Origin of the sequence: Bartonella mastomydis (assembly GCF_900185775.1) — a bacterium.
In the GTDB taxonomy this organism is placed as follows: Bacteria; Pseudomonadota; Alphaproteobacteria; order Rhizobiales; family Rhizobiaceae; genus Bartonella; species Bartonella elizabethae.
Genome location: NZ_LT883137.1, coordinates 195,790 through 214,065, shown reverse-complemented (window position 1 = coordinate 214,065; position 18,276 = coordinate 195,790). Strand labels below are relative to the sequence as shown.

General features: G+C 40.1%; 15 protein-coding genes and 1 pseudogene. 5 read left to right on the top strand and 11 right to left on the bottom strand.

The features are described 5' to 3' along the window. The first annotated feature begins 102 nt into the window (after nt 1-102). Entirely contained in the window at nt 103-1,134 is a 1,032-nt protein-coding gene (locus FJG96_RS01660) for a class I fructose-bisphosphate aldolase (RefSeq protein WP_139412465.1), read from the top strand. 35 nt (nt 1,135-1,169) lie between these two features. After that, a pseudogene (locus FJG96_RS01655) lies at nt 1,170-1,543 on the top strand (class I fructose-bisphosphate aldolase); the annotation flags it as partial. 1,438 nt (nt 1,544-2,981) lie between these two features. Here FJG96_RS01655 and rpmE read toward each other — a convergent pair. Further along, a complete protein-coding gene (rpmE, locus tag FJG96_RS01650) occupies nt 2,982-3,203 on the bottom strand; it encodes a 50S ribosomal protein L31 (protein WP_005774581.1) in 222 nt (73 codons plus the stop codon). Nucleotides 3,204-3,391: 188 nt separating this feature from the next. Here rpmE and FJG96_RS01645 point away from each other — a divergent pair, with 188 nt between their 5' ends. Continuing rightward, nucleotides 3,392-5,182, top strand: coding sequence for an ABC transporter transmembrane domain-containing protein (locus FJG96_RS01645; RefSeq protein WP_139412464.1), 1,791 nt, complete (start codon nt 3,392-3,394; stop codon nt 5,180-5,182). Between the two features lie 283 nt (nt 5,183-5,465). After that, the gene (locus FJG96_RS01640) at nt 5,466-6,605 is read left to right on the top strand and encodes a coiled-coil domain-containing protein (RefSeq protein WP_139412463.1); all 1,140 of its coding nucleotides are present in this window, start codon (nt 5,466-5,468) and stop codon (nt 6,603-6,605) included. A 382-nt stretch (nt 6,606-6,987) separates the two neighbouring features. On the opposite strand, the gene FJG96_RS01635 is transcribed toward FJG96_RS01640, so the two are convergent. From FJG96_RS01635 to FJG96_RS01585, 10 genes are all read right to left on the bottom strand, one after another. After that, on the bottom strand, nt 6,988-7,779 hold the full coding sequence (locus tag FJG96_RS01635; RefSeq protein ID WP_005774584.1) for an inositol monophosphatase family protein: 792 nt from the start codon (nt 7,777-7,779) through the stop codon (nt 6,988-6,990). A 12-nt stretch (nt 7,780-7,791) separates the two neighbouring features. Continuing rightward, complete coding sequence (gene efp / locus FJG96_RS01630) at nt 7,792-8,367, bottom strand: elongation factor P (protein ID WP_012232455.1); 576 nt, start codon at nt 8,365-8,367, stop codon at nt 7,792-7,794. Nucleotides 8,368-8,416: 49 nt separating this feature from the next. Next, complete coding sequence (locus FJG96_RS01625; RefSeq protein WP_139412462.1) at nt 8,417-8,662, bottom strand: hypothetical protein; 246 nt, start codon at nt 8,660-8,662, stop codon at nt 8,417-8,419. Between the two features lie 355 nt (nt 8,663-9,017). Then, complete coding sequence (locus FJG96_RS01620) at nt 9,018-9,383, bottom strand: helix-turn-helix domain-containing protein (RefSeq protein WP_139412461.1); 366 nt, start codon at nt 9,381-9,383, stop codon at nt 9,018-9,020. 1,256 nt (nt 9,384-10,639) lie between these two features. Continuing rightward, nucleotides 10,640-11,050, bottom strand: a complete 411-nt coding sequence (locus FJG96_RS01615) for a hypothetical protein (RefSeq protein ID WP_139412460.1) — start codon at nt 11,048-11,050, stop codon at nt 10,640-10,642. Between the two features lie 670 nt (nt 11,051-11,720). Then, the gene (locus FJG96_RS01610) at nt 11,721-12,764 is read right to left on the bottom strand and encodes a tetratricopeptide repeat protein (protein ID WP_139412459.1); all 1,044 of its coding nucleotides are present in this window, start codon (nt 12,762-12,764) and stop codon (nt 11,721-11,723) included. A gap of 389 nt (nt 12,765-13,153) precedes the next feature. After that, on the bottom strand, nt 13,154-13,519 hold the full coding sequence (locus FJG96_RS01605) for a helix-turn-helix domain-containing protein (protein ID WP_139412458.1): 366 nt from the start codon (nt 13,517-13,519) through the stop codon (nt 13,154-13,156). A 362-nt stretch (nt 13,520-13,881) separates the two neighbouring features. After that, a complete protein-coding gene (locus FJG96_RS01600) occupies nt 13,882-14,247 on the bottom strand; it encodes a helix-turn-helix domain-containing protein (protein WP_139412457.1) in 366 nt (121 codons plus the stop codon). Between the two features lie 872 nt (nt 14,248-15,119). Further along, on the bottom strand, nt 15,120-15,890 hold the full coding sequence (locus FJG96_RS01595) for a TIR domain-containing protein (protein WP_139412456.1): 771 nt from the start codon (nt 15,888-15,890) through the stop codon (nt 15,120-15,122). Between the two features lie 362 nt (nt 15,891-16,252). After that, entirely contained in the window at nt 16,253-16,915 is a 663-nt protein-coding gene (locus FJG96_RS01585; protein ID WP_139412455.1) for a thiamine phosphate synthase, read from the bottom strand. Between the two features lie 148 nt (nt 16,916-17,063). Here FJG96_RS01585 and FJG96_RS01580 point away from each other — a divergent pair, with 148 nt between their 5' ends. Further along, the gene (locus FJG96_RS01580) at nt 17,064-18,206 is read left to right on the top strand and encodes an OpgC family protein (RefSeq protein WP_139412454.1); all 1,143 of its coding nucleotides are present in this window, start codon (nt 17,064-17,066) and stop codon (nt 18,204-18,206) included. The last annotated feature ends 70 nt before the right edge of the window (nt 18,207-18,276 follow it).

Here is an 18,276-nt window from a genome sequence, read left to right as displayed (position 1 = left end):
CATTTGTGTAGAGTGTGTTCAAGTGTATGGCGCATTGTTGGAAAATTTTAAGACAAGATGAAATTTTAAGACAAAATAGAGAAAATAAAGAGGAATTTTTTTATGACTGAACGGCTTGAAGATATTGCACTTTCTCTTGTGCAGGCGGGTAAAGGTATTTTGGCGGCAGATGAAAGTACGGCGACAATAGGCAAGCGTTTTACAAGCATTGGTGTTGAATCCAATGAAGATAGCCGCTGTGCGTATCGTGAAATGCTTTTTAGCGCAAAAGAAGCTATGGAAAGTGCTATCTCTGGGGTTATTTTATTTGATGAAACCATTCGACAAAAAGCATCAACAGGGCAAATGTTGACGGATCTTATTCGGGATGCCGGTGCTTTGCCAGGAATTAAAGTGGATACCGGCGCTAAGCCCTTGGCTGCTTTTCCCCAAGAGACGATTACTGAAGGGTTGGATGGTCTTCGTGACCGTCTCAAAGACTATTATGCTTTGGGCGCGCGTTTTGCTAAATGGCGGGCGGTGATTGCCATTAATGCCGATACTTTACCAACAAGAGGTGCCATTAATCAAAATGCACAAGCTCTCGCGCGTTATGCTGCTTTATGTCAGGAACTCAATATTGTGCCGATTGTTGAGCCGGAAGTGCTGATGGATGGACCGTCTTGTCAACATTCCATTGCCCGTTGCTTTGAGGTGACGCGCGCTGTTTTGACAACTGTCTTTAAAGAATTGCTTGAAGCTCGTGTTGTTTTAGAGGGGATGATTTTAAAACCCAATATGGTCATTGATGGCAAGGATGCGCGCAAGGCTGGTGTTGAAGAAGTGGCTGAAAAGACCGTTCGTGTGCTTAAACAAACTGTACCTTCCGCTGTTCCAGGAATTGCTTTTCTCTCTGGTGGGCAATCGGATGAGGAAGCGACAGCCCATTTGTCTGCCATGAATAGTTTGGGTGCATTGCCTTGGAAATTGACCTTTTCCTATGGGCGCGCATTGCAAGCGGCTGCTTTAAAAGCATGGGCTGGTCGCCATGAAAATATTGCTGTTGCACAAAAGGCATTTTGTCATCGTGCGCGGATGAATCATTTGGCAGCTTTAGGACAATGGACAAAGAACCAAGAAAAGGTGAGCGCTTAAATTGCCATAGATTTGAATTTCCATAAGGGTGTGTGCGCAAGGCTGGAGTTGAAGAAGTGGCTGAAAAGACTATCCCATGTGCTTAAACAAACTGTCCCTTCTGCTGTTCTTAAGAATTGCTTTTCTTGTCTTGCGGACAATCGGATGAGGAAGCGACAGCCCATTTGTCTGCCATGAATAGTTTGGGTGCATTGCCTTGGAAATTGACCTTTTCTTAATCGACGCGCATTTCAAGCGGCTGCTTTAAAAGCATGGGCTGGTCGCCATGAAAATATTGTGGTTCGCACAAAAGGCATTTTGTCATCGTGCGCGGATGAATCATTTGGTAGCTTTAGGACAATGGATAAAAGAGCAGGGGACAAAAGAGCCAAGAAAAGGTGAGCGCTTGAAGTACAAGCTCTATGCTTAAATGCGGGGATATTTTGCATGTTTCTGCGTGATTGGGAAATCCTCATCATGATAAAAATGATGGGGGTGTTTTAGGCTTGAAAGCTTTCTTAGAGAGTTTTCTCATTGCATATTTTAAAAGTCTTTATGCGTGGCATCGCGCGATAAGTTTGCGGGAGAGGCGCGTTTGTAGGAAGGGGAGATGGTGCTTTAAAGGAAATTCGTGAATGCGCAGCAGTGTGTTGTCGTTCATGAGGGGGGCTTACTTTTTAAGTAAAAATCATAAAGATGATATTATATTGAAGAGTTTGATATTGTAATATTTTCTCTTTTTCATGTTATCATTGCTTGTCATCAGCAGAATCCATTTGATTGCAGTTTCACAAAGGTGGATAAGCGGGTCAATTAGAGAGTTGTGATTTCTCTATGGATTAGACATACAGCTTATGAAGCTTTTGTGCGTCAGGATAGTTTCCTTTTCAATGAGCGGGGCGTCTTTTATTGGCGGACGGGTTGAATAACTCTTGCGAAAGAAGATAGATTTGCATCTCAATAAAACCCCTCTTTTTTCATTAAAATGAATAAATTTTTCTTGTATTTTGTGATGATATCATTATAGAAAATTAATTTCATGGCATTTCAGCTTACAACGCCGCGAAGCAACAGCAGATGAAGCCGCTCTATCGTTCACACTACTCATAGCAATTGGTGAAGGTGCTTTTTCTATTTGCTGCATGTCTGTTAGTTGGGGGTATGATGCTCTCTTATTCCGTTTAGCGCCTCCAGGGTATGTTCTTATTCTCCCTGAATAAAGAGAGCGCACTTTGGTTGTGTACAAATCAAAATGAGAGGTGGACAGCCTCTCAAATTCTTAAGAATTGTTCTCAAAAATCATGACATTAGAGCTGCATTTAATGAAGGGACTATAATAAACCTTGGTCCTTAAGCTCAATGGAAATCTTGTAGGGCGGAAATCTTGTAGGGCGGACTCACTGCGTCCTTGACCTTAAGACACTCAAATGGCTTGTTTTGTCTTTTTCACGCGGCTTATGAAGTCATGATATAAGGGGAAAGCTTTTCAGGGTGCCTCAATGGTATGTTATCATGTGTTAAATGGAAAAATGAGAAAGCATCTTTATGCATATAATCCAATTATGATTTTTTGATTTAAAAAGGGCAAGCCTTCTACAAAACTCATACGCTATAAGGGGAAAAAGCACCTATATTTAGCAACAAAGGCGTATTTTAGGTGCTCTTGATAGAGTTATATCACAAAATGATTTTTGAATTTAAAGAACGCAGCCATCACGATTAATAAGGGTTTGAGACCGATCTATTTCTGTTGGATGCGTTTTTAAATTGATCTTTAAAGTGCGCTCTTTATAGCACAAAAAAAGCCTCATCGCTTAATGAGGCAATCGTTTTGTTTAAAATCTTTGTGCCTCATGAGAATGAGGTTTTTACATACCAATATTGCCAAAACGATTTTTGAACTTAGAAAGGCGACCGCCACGGTCTACGAGTGTCTGGGACCCACCTGTCCATGCTGGATGTGTTCTTGGATCAATATCCAAATTAAGGGTATCCCCTTCTTTTCCCCAAGTGGAGCGTGTTGTATATTGGGTTCCATCCGTCATAACAACGGTAATTTTGTGATAGTTAGGATGAATATTCGCTTTCATGCGTGAAACCTTTTGCGTTTATAGAATGAAAGAACACTTATTCGATTTTTTAAGTGCGCTTCCTTTGTCTTTTTGATACACTGATTAAAGTATCTATTCCTATAGCTGAGCACGCATCAAAAAACAAGTGTTCAAGATGCATCATTGTGTCACGTGTTTAAATCATCTCATATAGTGAGCGAAGTTTTATGAAATTAAATCGTCATTCAGAAAAATCTGCAAAGCCTTTCCCTAAAAAATCTTCCTTCTCTTCGCTTGTAACTTTCGGTCCTTATCTTTTACGTTATCGCTGGTTGTTTATCTTTGCCTTTGTTGCTTTATCTGTTGCAGCTCTTGTCACGCTCGCTTTACCTGTTGCTATCGGCAAAATGTTTGATCATGGTTTTTCCACTTCAAGCCATGGTTACATCAATTTTTATTTCTTTATTTTGTTTGCTTTGGCTTTGTTGCTCGCACTTGCTTCGGCTTGCCGTTATTATTGTGTTATCACTTTGGGAGAACGGATTGTTGCCGATTTACGCCGTGATGTTTTTGTCCATATTATGAAACTTTCCCCTGCTTTTTTTGACAAGTCTCATTCTGGTGAACTTGTTTCAAGGCTTCTTACCGATACAACACAAATAAAACTAGCCGTTGGTTCAACTGCTTCTACGGCTTTGCGTCATCTCATTGTGGTGATTGGGGCAATCGTGATGATGGTGATCACCAACGCCAAATTGTCTGCTCTGGTGCTGCTTGCTATCCCTTTTGTGGCAATTCCCTTAGTGGTTTTTGGGCGCAAGGTTCGTACACGCACACGGGCGGCACAAGATCGTGTCGCAGATGCTAATGCTTTGGCAACCGAACAGGTCAGTGCTATTCGTACGGTGCAAGCTTTTACCGCTGAAAAACTTGTTGCGACACGTTTTTCACAATTGATTGAACGTGCCTTTCAGACAGCGCGGGCTTCTGTGATTTTGCGTTCCTTTTTTACGGGCTTTGCCATTTTTCTTGTGTTTAGCAGTGTGGTGGCTGTGTTGTGGATTGGATCACGTGATGTTTTGAATGGAACGATGACAGGGGGCACCTTAGGACAATTTGTTCTTTATGCTGTTTTTGGCGCTTCAACCTTTGCTCAGTTATCAGAATTGGGGGCAGAACTCATTCAAGCTGCAGGGGCTGCTGAACGATTGGCTGAATTATTGCAGGAACAACCCATGATTTTAGCCCCCAAAAAACCTGTCTCTTTGGCAAAACCTGTTCGGGGCGAACTTGTTTTTGATCATGTTGATTTTGCTTATCCTTCTAGAGCCCAAAAGCAGGTTTTACACGCGCTTTCCTTTTCGGTCAAAGCGGGTGAAACGGTTGCTTTTGTTGGTGCTTCAGGAGCAGGGAAAAGCACACTTTTTTCTTTAATCCTGCGTTTTTATGATCCGACAAGTGGAAAAATTCGACTTGATGGTGTGGAGATTGATCATCTCTCGCTACAAGATTTACGTGGTGCAATTTCTTATGTTCCCCAAGATGTTGCTATTTTTGATGGCACACTGCGTGATAATATTATTTTTGGGACTGAAAATGTTAGGGAAGAGGATGTTATTGCTGCTGCTAAAGCAGCCAATGCCCTTGAATTTATTGAAGCTTTACCTGATGGTTTGGATACACAAGTGGGAGAACGCGGTACCATGCTTTCTGGGGGGCAAAAGCAGCGTATCGGTATTGCGCGGGCGATTTTAAGAAATGCTCCGCTCTTGCTGCTGGATGAAGCAACATCTGCGTTAGATGCAAACAGTGAAAAGCTTGTGCAAGAAGCCTTAGAGGGTTTGATGAAAAATCGCACAACATTGGTGATTGCGCACCGTTTGGCAACCATTTTAAAAGCGGATCGTATTCTTGTGATGGATAAAGGCACCCTTGTGGAAGAGGGAACCCATGCCGAACTTGTGGAAAAAAATGGCGTTTATGCTTACCTTGCTAAATTGCAATTTTCACCCGAATAAGAGATCTTGAGATAAAAGTCATCTCTTTAAGAGCAATAAACAGCACTCTTTTAAAGTAGGCTTAGCAGTTTTAAGGGCTGGCTTTTCTTTAAAGTGCATCAATCTCCAGAAAAGTATAATTAAATACAAAATGTTGTATTATATCAATAATAATATCTATATTTTGTATATAATTTCTATTAAAATATATAGATAGTTTCGAATCATATATACACATAATGATACAATATTGAGGTGTTGATGAGAAGGTTGCATAAACGATTAGCTAAAAAAGAGGGAAATAATGGATGAAGAAATAAAAGAAATAATAAACAGAATTATTGCTACGATAAAAGACATTAGTTTCATAATAACTATAATTAAGTTCATCCGAGAGTGGAAGACGCAATCTGTTTGTATGGGATTGGTTGTATTCGCCATAGTGATGGGTGGGTTGTGGTATCGGGGATATTCAACGAACGTGTTGTTAGGCTTTGCAATGGGAATAGTGTGTTGTGTGGTAGGCATAATGCTGATAGCTAAAATTTATCGTAACAAACAATTGACTGAACAACTTAAGCAAAAAGAGCAAGAGTATCAGATATATCAAAAGACTATTGAAGAAAGGGAACAGAAGTGTCTTCAATTGACTGAACAACTTAAGCAAAAAGAGCAAGAGTATCAGATATATCAAAAGACTATTGAAGAAGGGGAACAGAAGTGTCTTCAATTGACTGAACAACTTAAGCAAAAAGAGCAAGAGAATCAGATATATCAAAAGATTATTGAAGAAGGGGAACAGAAGTGTCTTCAATTGACTGAACAACTTAAGCAAAAAGAGCAAAAGTATCAGATATATCAAAAGATTATTGAAGAAGGGGAACAGAAGTGTCTTCGATTGACTGAACAACTTAAGCAAAAAGAGCAAGAGTATCAGATATATCAAAAGACTATTGAAGAAGGGAAACAGAAGTGTCTTCGATTGACTGAACAACTTAAGCAAAAAGAGCAAGAGTATCAGATATATCAAAAGATTATTGAAGAAGGGAAACAGAAGTGTCTTCAATTGACTGAACAACTTAAGCAAAAAGAGCAAAAGTATCAGATATATCAAAAGACTATTGAAGAAGGGAAACAGAAGTGTCTTCGATTGACTGAACAACTTAAGCAAAAAGAGCAAGAGTATCAGATATATCGAAAGATTATTGAAGAAGGGAAACAGAAGTGTCTTCAATTGACTGAACAACTTAAGCAAAAAGAGCAAAAGTATCAGATATATCAAAAGATTATTGAAGAAAGCGAGCAAAGGCTTCTTGAAACAACGCAAGAAATGTCAAAGGTATGGATTGAGAAATGGGATGAGGGAGTAAGGCAATGGGAAAGGAATGTATTAAGGATCAAAGAAACTGTGGAAGGAATAAAAGCTCTTGAGAGGTATATGTGATAGCTCTTAGCAGAGAGGAGAGGCGGTTTGGAGGCAAGCTTCTGTGTAAGGGTGATTTCTTAAGAAAATAAAGAGGCTTGTTTCTGGTGTGCTTGTTGCTTCTTGGAGCGTTTTGTTGTGATGGGTTCTTTGTTTTCTAGTTTGTTTATAGGGGAATTGAGAAAAATAGCGTTAGTAATATTGGCTAAGTTGTCATTGCATTTTTAGGGGGGCATTGATTGTTTGGTGGTGGTGGTGTGTCATTATTTTCTGTTGCGTCTGTAAAGAAAGTTGAAAAGCCTCCCTTCATATTGTTTTTTTAAGATTTTATAAAACTTTAAGGTGGGTGGACAAGTTTTAAGGGGCTTTTTAGGACGACGGGCTTTTTAAAAGATTATAAGGTTTAAATACCTTTTTTGAGAACTTTTTCTAGTTTGGTGCGAATGTGTTCATTGCCGGCGAGGATATTTTTTTTGCGGAATATGTCATTACCACCTTCTTTATCGGTGACAAAACCACCGGCTTCGCGAACCATTAAGATTCCAGCTGCCATATCCCAAATTTGTAAGTTGTCTTCCCAATAGCCATCGGTGCGGCCAGCAGCAACATAGGCTAAATCAAGGGATGCTGCACCAAAACGGCGAAGGCCAGCAACTTCCATCATCACATTACGCAGTTCAATGAGATAGGTTCCATGACCTGGGCGCCCAAAATGAGGCATGCCTGTAGCAATGACACAATCTTCTAGTCTGCGCCGCGCAGAAACACGACAGCGCCGGTCATTGAAAAAAGCACCACTGCCCCGTTCTGCGGTAAAGAGTTCATCACTGACCGGATTATAAATGACAGCCGCAACAATTTTGCCTTGGCTTTCTAAAGCAATGGAAACGGCAAAAAAAGGAATGCCATGGAGAAAATTGGTGGTGCCATCTAAAGGATCAACGATAAAACGATGTTGTGAATCTTCTCCAACGATTTCTTTAGACTCTTCCATCAGAAAACCAAATTTAGGGCGTGCTTTGCTCAGTTCAGTGAAAATAATTTTTTCTGCTTTACGGTCTGCTTGACTAACGTAATCGGCTGGACCTTTTAAAGAGACTTGCAAATTTTGTACTTCACCGTAATCACGCACGAGCGAGCGTCCTGCTTTCATGGCAGCTTGCACCATGACATTCATGATTGCAGAATGGGCCATCTTGTTATTCCTTTATTTATCTTTTTCATTTGCACGACGCAAATAGATCAACTCGTTGGTATCGACAATGATACGTTCTCCGGCATTCATAAAAGGGGGAACAAGAATACGAATGCCGTTTTCAAGAATGGCGGGTTTATAAGAGGAGGTCACCGTTTGTCCTTTGAGAGCTGGATCAGCTTCCACAATCGTGACAGCAACTTGATCAGGGAGGGAGATGCCGATAGGCTTTTCTTGATAAAGTTCAACTGTGACAGTCATCCCATCTTGCAAGAAAGCAGCGCGTTCACCAACAAAGTCTTTTTGGAGTTCAAGCTGTTCATAAGACTCTGAATCCATAAAGACCAAAGCATCCCCTTGTTGATAAAGAAAGGTGAAATCTTTTTGTTCAAGGCGAACCCTTTCAACCGTTTCAGCGGCACGAAAGCGTTCATTGAGTTTTGTACCATCAAGCAAATTTTTTAGTTCAACTTGATTAAATGCACCGCCTTTTCCAGGCTTTACAGCGTTGCATTTGACGGCAACCCACAAACTTCCTTGATGCTCAATCACATTCCCGGGGCGAATTTCATTGCCATTAATTTTCATCGTTTCTATCCAATTCTCTTCTTGCAAAAAGAGTTTTCTTACTTTGTCCTTACGGCGCTTTTCTTTGCTGCCTTAACAGTGTAAACTCTTTTGTTGTTTTTAGGTTCAAAATTTCTTGTTCGTTTTGCGGTTTCCTCATGGTCTTTGTGTGCTTTTCATCTGTTTTACCATGGATTTTCTCATGGGGTTCTCTCATAAGTTTTCTTATGAGCTTTGCAGAGAAAAGCTTAAGAACAAAAAAGACCTTGATGTATTCTTGCTTTTCAGTTCTTTGCAAGACCATAAAAAGTGCCAAGACGCAAGCTTTTTAAAAATTTGCACAAAATTTTTTGAGACTTTTGAGGATTTTGGAGAAAATTTATCCCGTTGTGTTGTAAAATCTCATTGAGATTGATGATAGAAATTTTGTAAAATCATGAGGCGTTGTTTTATGAAAATGACGCGTGGGTATTGTGCGGGGAAACTTGTCCGAATAATCTTGTGAAATCAATCCCATGGAACGGCAAGCGGAGTTTCGTTCTGAGAAGCCGGATTACTGAAAAATTGGATCGGGAAAGGGCTTATGTCGTGTGTATGAGGTAAGAAAAGAGCGTGTAGCACCTTATAGCGCGTATCGCGCTATAGAGAATGTGGTGCGCTGTCACGTGGTGTTAGTTTGCATTTTCATCCACCATGAGCTGTAGAATGGCTTTTTGTTTTATCGAGGTGAGCGTTCTAAATCTTTTGAGCAGCAGGTATTCTTCAGTGTTCGAGATAACTTCATCGTGATGGTATGGAGGCTGTTGTTTTGTGATGATATCGGCATAAAAAAAGGCAATCGGAACATTCAAAATATCGGAAATTTGCATTAAACGCCCCGCGCTTACACGATTTAAGCCGTTTTCATATTTTTGAATTTGTTGGAAACTGATCCCTAAAGCGTTTCCTAACGTTGTTTGAGACATTTTCAGCTTTTTTCGTCTCAAGCGAATTCTTTTGCCGACCAGAAGATCAATATTAAGATTTTGAGATTGCATTGCTCCCCACCGGTTGCGAGCGCCCTCGCATAAGTATTCCGGGAGTCTAAAACACTGAACTCGAATCAGCATTTTGCTTTTAGTGCGTAAGACGCACTTGGACATAGCAAAATCTCCCGGAATTCCGGGATACCCACAAAGTGGGACAAATTAATGTACGAGTTTTCGGGTTTTAGAGCCCTATTGGTCGTTGCGTAGGCGACCAAACACCTTTTAATGTGTAAAGTAATTTCAGGAAATTGGCAATAAAAAACAGTTTTTTGAATAAGAAGCGGTGTGTTTTTTATGAAAGTAATAAAAGCATCTATATCGAGGGAGTATGGCTTTGAACAGTGTATATCGCGTTATCGAGAGTGTGGTGTGCACTATCACATGAGGTTAGATTGCATTGTCCCCACCGGTTGCGAGCGCCTCTTATGCGTATTCCGGGAGTTAAAAACACTGAACTCGAATCAGCATTTTGCTTTTAGTGCGTAAGACGCACTTGGACATAGCAAAATCTCCCGGAATTCCAAGATACTCGCAAAGCGGGACAAATTCATGCTTAGATTTTCGGGTTTTAGAGCCCTATTGGTCGCCCGCGTAGGCGACCAAAATACCTTTTAATGTGTAAAGTAATTTCAGAAAATTTACAATAAAAAACAGCTTTTTTAATGAAAGGTGATGTGTTTTGCGTGAAAGCAATAAAAAGCATCTATATCGAGGGAGTATGGCTTTGAACAGTGTATATCGCGTTATCGAGAGTGTGGTGTGCACTATCACATGAGGTTAGATTGCATTGTCCCTACCGGTTGCGAGCGCCTCTTATGCGTATTCCGGGAGCTTGAAAGTACTGAAACCTAATCAGCCTTTTTTGCTTTTAGTGCTGGGACAGCACTTGGACATGGCAAAATCTCCCGGAATTCCGTGATACTCGCAAAGCGGGACAAATTCATGCTTAGATTTTCGGGTTTTAAAGCCCTATTGGTCGCCCGCGTAGGCGACTAAAATACCTTTTAATGTGTAAAGTAATTTCAGGAAATTGGCAATAAAAAACAGTTTTTTGAATAAGAAGCGGTGTGTTTACAAGTAATAAAGTGCTTAAACGGAGGCTGCTCTTACCTAAAATCCCCATGAATGCTTATTGAAGAACGCGAAATGTTTAGGAGAAGAGAGCGCGTAGGAGCATTTGTTAGAGCCGTAAAATGAGGTGCAAATCTCTTCGTTTTTCGCAAAAACTTTTAAGTCTTTACGTCTGAAAATAGAGAATGTTCACATTAATGGCGGGTTAATCTAGGACGAGTACTTATATGAGTACGTGGTTCTCCAGCCACACTATATTGAAAAACAGACACTATAGTTGTACTATTTAATCTTATTCTATAAATCAAATTCACACCCATGTTTTGCTGCTTTTGAGGTTGATCTGTATAGATTACGCGATATCCATTCCGTTGCAAAAGATCGATAAATAAAGGCGTAAAGTTGTCTGCTGTATCATTTTTCTTTATAAGAAGTGTGGTTGTCGCTGGTGGGAAAGATCGTTTGATATCGCTCATAAAATTGTTAGCGACGAGTTTTGCTTCTTGCTTCGTAAGATTTTGATCAACATAATTTGATGAATAACTGCCTACAGACGCGCAACCAGCTACCACTACAATAGGTGACAGAAATAAATATTTTAACATCTTAACTCCCCCTCTTTTAGTTCAAAACCTTGATTATCAAGCTTTCCTGCGAAGTTTCTACATTAGGAATAAGAACAACTTCGCTCATAACTACACTAACAACATATCGATTTCCAATCAAGCGGTAATTCATGAATGAATAATGGTTCTAGCTTGAATTTAAGGCTTTTTGAAGTGCTTCTTGCAGCATATATTTAAATAAACTGCTGCTTTTGGGGAGTGCGATAAAAGAGCAATCTTTTGCGCTTGTATGTTAAGATGACGTTTTCTGGCACCATTATAACAATGATGTGTTAGGTGTTGCTCTAGATCGACCAAATAAATTTTCAAACACTGCTTTTTAAAGGCTCCCTTTTTTAAAATATGAATAAGTGCTTATGCTGTTTGTTGTAAAATGCTATCGTTTGAAATGTTGTGTGGTAAGGCATAAGACTTTGCACATGTGATGTTTTGATGAGAATGGGTGGTGAATATGTGAGGAGGGGGGCATTGTTTCAAGATCAGGGGCTTTTGCCTGTTTTAGCGGGCAGAGCCGTTAGGCGGCGTTAGAGTAGGGCGTTGTTATTGTGTTGCCCTTTTATGCTTTAAAGCCCCCTTTTGTTTATTCTTTTGATGCTGCCTTTTTGAAAGAAATTTGTGCCCCGCAAAATTTAAGTTTGTTAAGGGTGTTTTAAAAAACAGGAAGGAGCTTTATTGCTTCTTCGCGTGCCTTTTCTTGTTGTGTGTTGTCCATACCTTGGAGCATTCTTTCAAGATCAGGGGCTTGCATTTTTGCTTCTTTCGCAAGCATATACCATGCTGCTGCCATGATCGTATCGCCTTTTGTTCCGATGCCGTCTCGATAAAGTCTTGCAAGAGAAATTTGGGCGGGGGCAACCATGTTGTTGGCATTGTGAAGCAGCAAATGAAAAGCACGATCAAAATCTTTTGCGCCTCCACGGCCTTTTATCAGCCATTGTGCTAAATGAAGTTGAGCTGCTAAGTGGTTGTTTTGAGCCGCAACTTCCATGAGCTTGCGGGCATTGCGATCATCCTTTGGTCGATTTAACGTGCCTAGAGAAAGAATTTTTGCCGCCGCAAAAGCCGCTTCAGCATCCCCAAGAGCAGCCCCTTTTAAGTGCCATTTTAAGGCTTGCTCGATGGCTTCATTTTCACGGCTTGGAGAAGAAACGCCAGGAAGATTTTGTTTTTCCTGAGAGGCTTTATAAAGAAGCAGTTGTCCATAATAAAAATAGGCTTCCTTAACACCTGCTTTGACAGCTTTTTGAATATACTGTTCACCAAGTTCTTGATTTTGTTTTACAAAATGACCATCAAACAACATAAGCCCATAGCGAAGTTGCGCTTGGGGTTCCCCTTGTTTGGCGGCGCGTTCAAACCATAAAGCAGCCCGCGCTCCGTCAACAGGAACAGCGCATCCTTCCATATAAATTCGGGCAAGAAGCGTTTGCGCAAAAGGATCATTTTTTTCAGCACGTCGAAGAGCTTCTTGAAAAGCTTTTAAATAATAGCCTTGGATGTAATAGTCATAGGCTTGGTCATAGTCTCCAGCTTTTAAGGGTTGAAAAGGTTCTTCTGGAGGGGAAGATTCTTGAGTTGTATTGAAAGAGTGTTCAAAACTTGCCGATTCATCAGTATTGCCAGCAGAATTGACAACAGAACTTGTAAACCCTACTATTCCTAGGATAAGCAGTTTAACACTTCTCTTGATCATCGATATCTCCTCCTCATTATCGATCAGAATTTTCACATTTTTTTTTCATCATTACAAGCCGTATCAGAATCCCATGGCTTTCTTATTTTTCATTTCAGTTAAGGGAGGTTTGGGTCCCTTTATAAAGATAGCATAAGCGTTGATCAGAACCAGACTGTTTTAAACAGTGCTATTTAAAACAACGATAATGAAAGAATGATCCAGAGAGACGACCTTCTCTTATCAAGACTTTATCACCCTAAAATAAAAAAGCGTCTATCATGAGGCTACTTTTTAAAATATGTGACAAATTGCTTATGAAAAATGTGAAATGTTGAGAAAAAGAGAGCGTGTAGACTCTATAGCGCGTATTGCGCTATAGAGAGCGTGGTGTGCGCTATCGTTTGATATTAACTTGCATGTTCATCCATGATGAGCTGTAAAAAGGCTTTCCTTTTTACAGTGGTGAGCGTTCTAAATCTTTTAAGCAGCAGGTATTCTTCAGTGTTCGAGATGACTTCGTCGTGAGGGTAGGGTGCATGTTGTTTGGTGGCGATATCCGCATAAAAAAAGGAAATCGGAACAGTCAAAATATCAGAAATTTCCATTAAACGCCCCGCGCTTACACGATTTAAGCCGTTTTCATATTTTTGAATTTGTTGGAAACTGACACCTAAAGCGTTTCCTAAAGTTGTCTGAGACATTCCCAGTCTTTTTCGTCTCAAGCGAATTCTTTTGCCGACCAAAAGATCGATATTAAGATTTTGGGATTGCATGTTTCCCTCCCGCCGGTTGCGAGCGCCTCTTATGCGTATTCCGGGAGTTAAAAACACTGAGTCCGAGTCAGCATTTTGCTTTTAGTGCTAAAGAGCACCTGGACATAGCAAAATCTCCCGGAATTCTAGGATACCTGCAAAGTGGATTTGTTTTTATGTATCGGGTCTTAGGGTTTTTAATCCCCGTTGATTGTTGCGTATACGATCAAAAATACCTTTTAAGTCATAAAGTAATTTCAGAAAATTGGCAATAAGAAACCGCTTTTTTAATGAGAGGTGATGTGTTTTGCGTGAAAGCAATAAAATAACCACATTGAGAGAGGCTTTGAACAGAGCGTGTTTTGCGCCGCTATCAAATGATGTTAGCTTGCATGTTCATCCATGATGAGTTGTAAAAAGGCTTTTCTTTTTACAGTGGTGAGCGTTCTAAATCTTTTGAGCAACAGGTATTCTTCAGTGTTCGAAATGACTTCATCGTGAGGGGTGGGGGCATGTTGTTTGGTGGCGATATCCGCATAAAAAAAGGAAATCGGAACATTCAAAATATCGGAAATTTGCATTAAACGCCCCGCGCTTACACGATTTAAGCCGTTTTCATATTTTTGAATTTGTTGGAAGCTTATTCCTAAAGCGTTTCCTAAAGTTGTCTGAGACATTCCCAGTCTTTTTCGTCTCAAGCGAATTCTTTTGCCGACCAGAAGATCAATATTAAGATTTTGAGATTGCATTTTTCCCTCCCGCCGGTTGCGAGCGCCCTCGCATGAGTATTCCGGGAGTCTAAAAACACTGAACCTAAATCAGCATTTTGCTTTTAGTGCGTAAGACGCACTTGGACATAGCAAAATCTCCCGGAATTCCGGGATACCCGCAAAGCGGGGTAAATTCATGTTTAGGTTTCGGGTTTTTAGATCCCTATTGGTCGTTGCGTATGCGACCAAATATCCTTTCATTCATAAAGTAATTTCAGGAAATTTACAATAAAAAACAGCTTTTTTAATGAGAGGCGGCGTGTTTTGCGTGAAAGCAATAAAAGCATTCATATCGAGGGAGTATGGTTTTGAACAGTGCATATCACTTTATCGAGAGTGTGGTGTGTACTATCACATGAGGTTAGATTGCATTGTCCCCGCCGGTTGCGAGCGCCTCTTATGCGTATTCCGGGAGTTAAAAACGCTGAGTCCGAGTCAGCATTTTTCTTTTAGTGCTAAAGAGCACTTGGACAGTGCAAAATCTCCCAGAATTCTAAGATACCCACAGAGTGGGACAAATTAATGTATCGAGTTTTCGGGTTTTTAATCCCTATTGGTCGCCCGCGTATGCGACCAAAATATTTTTTATTCATAAAGTAATTTCAGAAAATTGGTAAATAAAAATAGTTTTTTGACTTATAAAATTTGTTTTTTGAATGAGAGGCGAGAATAGCCTCTCTACCTCTCTGGAATGATGACCAAAATCACGACATTAGACCCCGATTTTGTTGAGAGCGGTAAAAAGAAGGAAAAAAGTAGAGTTATTTTGCGCATTGGATATTGGCTTGCTGGAAGCAAATTTATAGGCAAACGGCATGTGTTTAGAGACTAAAGATAAGTGTTATGCAAATTTAACGTGATGCAAGAGTAATTGCTTTTGGATCTAAAGTGAAACCAGCTTCCATTAAGTGGTCGGCAAGTGTTGGAACTGTTTCTTTTACATGTTCATGAAAAGGAATGTATATAATTCCCTGAGCATCTGAAGGGATTTCAACATGTTGTTTTTTTAGAATAGCGACATTTTTTCGAGAAAGCGCGGTGATTAACATGCCCATTTCGAGAATAACATTTTGTCGCGCACGGGGTTGTGCTGTGTCTGCACTGGCAGTTTTGACATAGCCCATATCATCGGGCGTTAGCAGTACAATACCAAATTTTATAGAACTGGTTGGCTTACAGATTTCTTTTTCTAAAGCCTCAATGATAGTTAAACCATTATTGATAGGTAAGATGTATGGTTGGAGTCCAAGATCGTAAAGAGCTAGCTTAATTTGCTCTAGGGCAGTATGATCATGACCGTGAACGATAAAAATTTTTTTAGGGGGTGATTCTGAGACATTAGAAGGTATTTTAGGGACATTGGAAGAAGCTTTTGGGGAAGGAATCGTTGATGTTTCTTCTAGATATGGCGTTAAATCTTCTTTTAACTTTTGTTTTATGTTTTCTTTGCCTTGAATTTGCAGCTTCCCTGTTTTTTCATACCAATTAATAATTCCTCCATTACAGGTTCTGATCTGATATGTTCTAGGGGATTTATGTGGTAGAAGTTTGGCTTCTTTGATTTGATATCCAGCCTTGCAAATTATATCTTTAAGGTCTTCAATCGTTCCTCTGTATTCCATTTTATGTCCCCTGCATATTCGTATCATCAGTTGTTGGTATTCATTATGAATATGAAAAATGATGATTTCCCGCGAATGGTTTAGTTTGTATAATACATTGTTATGATTTTTCTTTTATCATTTCAAGCACTATGAAAAGATTATCGTAGGTAAAGATGATTTCGTTCACGGTAATGAATTCGCAGGCGGTCTCTTCATCAAAACCTGCGCAATCGTTTGTTGTTTAAAAAAGGGTAGGGCAGTTCTTTTTAGTCTATAGAATGTGCGTGTCTGTAAGGTGTGGCGGGGTGGGGCGCGTGTTTTGAGTATGCTTTAGTCTGGGGGCTTTTTCCTTTACAAGAAAAGTTGTAAAAGGAGGCGCTTTACAAGGGGGCGTTTTTACATTTTTCTTGGCAAAGTTGAAGCAGAACCAAGGGGGAGGCGTGGGTAAAGATGACTTCTTCCATGGCAATGAACTCACAGCCCGTCTTTAAGGCTTCATCAAAATTTGCAAAGTCGCTGCCTGCTTGAATAATGGCGGGGGTTTCCATAATCTCTGACCACCATGTGGCTAACTGAAGATTGCGTGGGTGCGCTTGGGGTTTTTTATCAGCCCCTAATTTGCCAAAGAGAAGATAATCAACCCCTGTTTCTGCTGCAAGCATAGCACTATGGCGATTGCGTAGATTGCCAAAGCCGATGATTTTTTGTTCCTTTTGCTGATTTTTAAAGCTTTCAAGAGCATTAAGATCATCTTCTATGTGTAATCCATCAGCCTTTATGCGTCCAGCAATGCGACTGTCACCAGCGATAAGAAGAGCAGCATCATTGTTTTGAATATCTTCTGCGTAAGTTTGAGCCTGTTTTTGTAAAAAAGAGCCATCATCTTTCTGCTGTTCAGAATCGTAAACGATGACACAGGCAAAAGACTTTGTTTGCAACATGGGACGCAAAAAGCCGTGTGGAATATTGCGTCGAACATCAAGTGTTAAAACCAATTGAGGAAAAAGAGGGGAGTCAATCGGTTTATTTTTTTGTTGTGTCATGTCCTATCTCTGATTTTTGTAAAAAAAATAAATACTTAAAAAGAAACTTGACTCTTAAAAGCTAAAGTTTCATCCTATCTTATTTGCGATAAAGGTAACCACCATTTTTATGTGACTTCAAAGTTTTGTGACGCGTGGGAGTCCATTTATGAAATACCAAGCCGTTGTTGATCATAAGACGCAGCCTTTTCGTCGTGATACACGCATTGATGTTTTTCGTTCTTTAGCCTTATTGACGATTTTTATCAACCATATTCCCGGAACGCTCTATGAACATATAACCCATAGAAACTTCGGTTTTTCTGATTCTGCAGAAGTTTTTGTTTTGCTTTCAGGTGTCTCATTGGGCTTAAGCTTTCATGCGCGGTTACAGAAAAAGCCTTTTTCCTTCATTGTGCGTAAACTTTGGTACAGGGCTTTGCAGCTCTATGGCGCATATCTTTTGACTACTTTTGTTACGTTAAGCTTGTTTTTAGGAGCCTTTTTCTTATGGAAAACAGAGAAACTGTTAGCGATGAACAATGTGGGGCTCTTTGTCACACAACCGCTTACAGCATTTTTGCATAGCTTCAGCTTGGGACATCAATTAGGCTATAATAATATTCTGCCGCTTTATATGGTTTTAATGTTTTTTGCGCCTTTTATCCTATATGTGGGACGTAAACAGACAAAGTGGCTGCTTTTGGGCTCATTTATACTTTACCTCATCTGCGGACTGTATAAAATTGCACCCCCTTCTTATCCTATAGAGGGAAAGTGGTTTTTAAACCCTTTGTCTTGGCAATTCTTGTTTGTTATAGGCTTAACCAGTACTTTAGCGCTTAAACAAGGAAAAAAAATCGCTTTTAAATCTTTTTGGGTGGTTTGTGCAGCAGGCTATCTCTTGCTGGCACTGTTATGGGTTCGCTTAAATTGGTGGGGCGTTTTGGGTTGGCTCGGCTGGTCTTCTCCGTTGCTCAACTTTAATAAAACCTTTTTAAGCTTGCCACGTTTGCTCCATGTTCTGGCATTATCTTTTCTTATTCTTTCGTTGCCGCGCGTCAATAAATGGTTTGCTGTTTCACAGCAACATCCTTTAGCAATCCTAGGAAAACATAGTTTACCGGTCTTTGTAACAGGAACTATTTTTGCCATGTTTGGACAAATTGTCAAAACAGTGATGACAGGAACGTTTTTTTCCGATAGCCTCTTAATGATAACGGGCATCGCTCTGCAATTTGGAGTTGCCTATTATTGTGAAAAACGGCGGTCTTTACAGCAGGCTTTTGCAAGAAAACTGATCCGCTTATAAGAAAAACGCGGTCCCGCGGTCCTTGTGCAGCTGCGTTAACCTTAGTATAAAAAGCGCATTGCACAAAAAA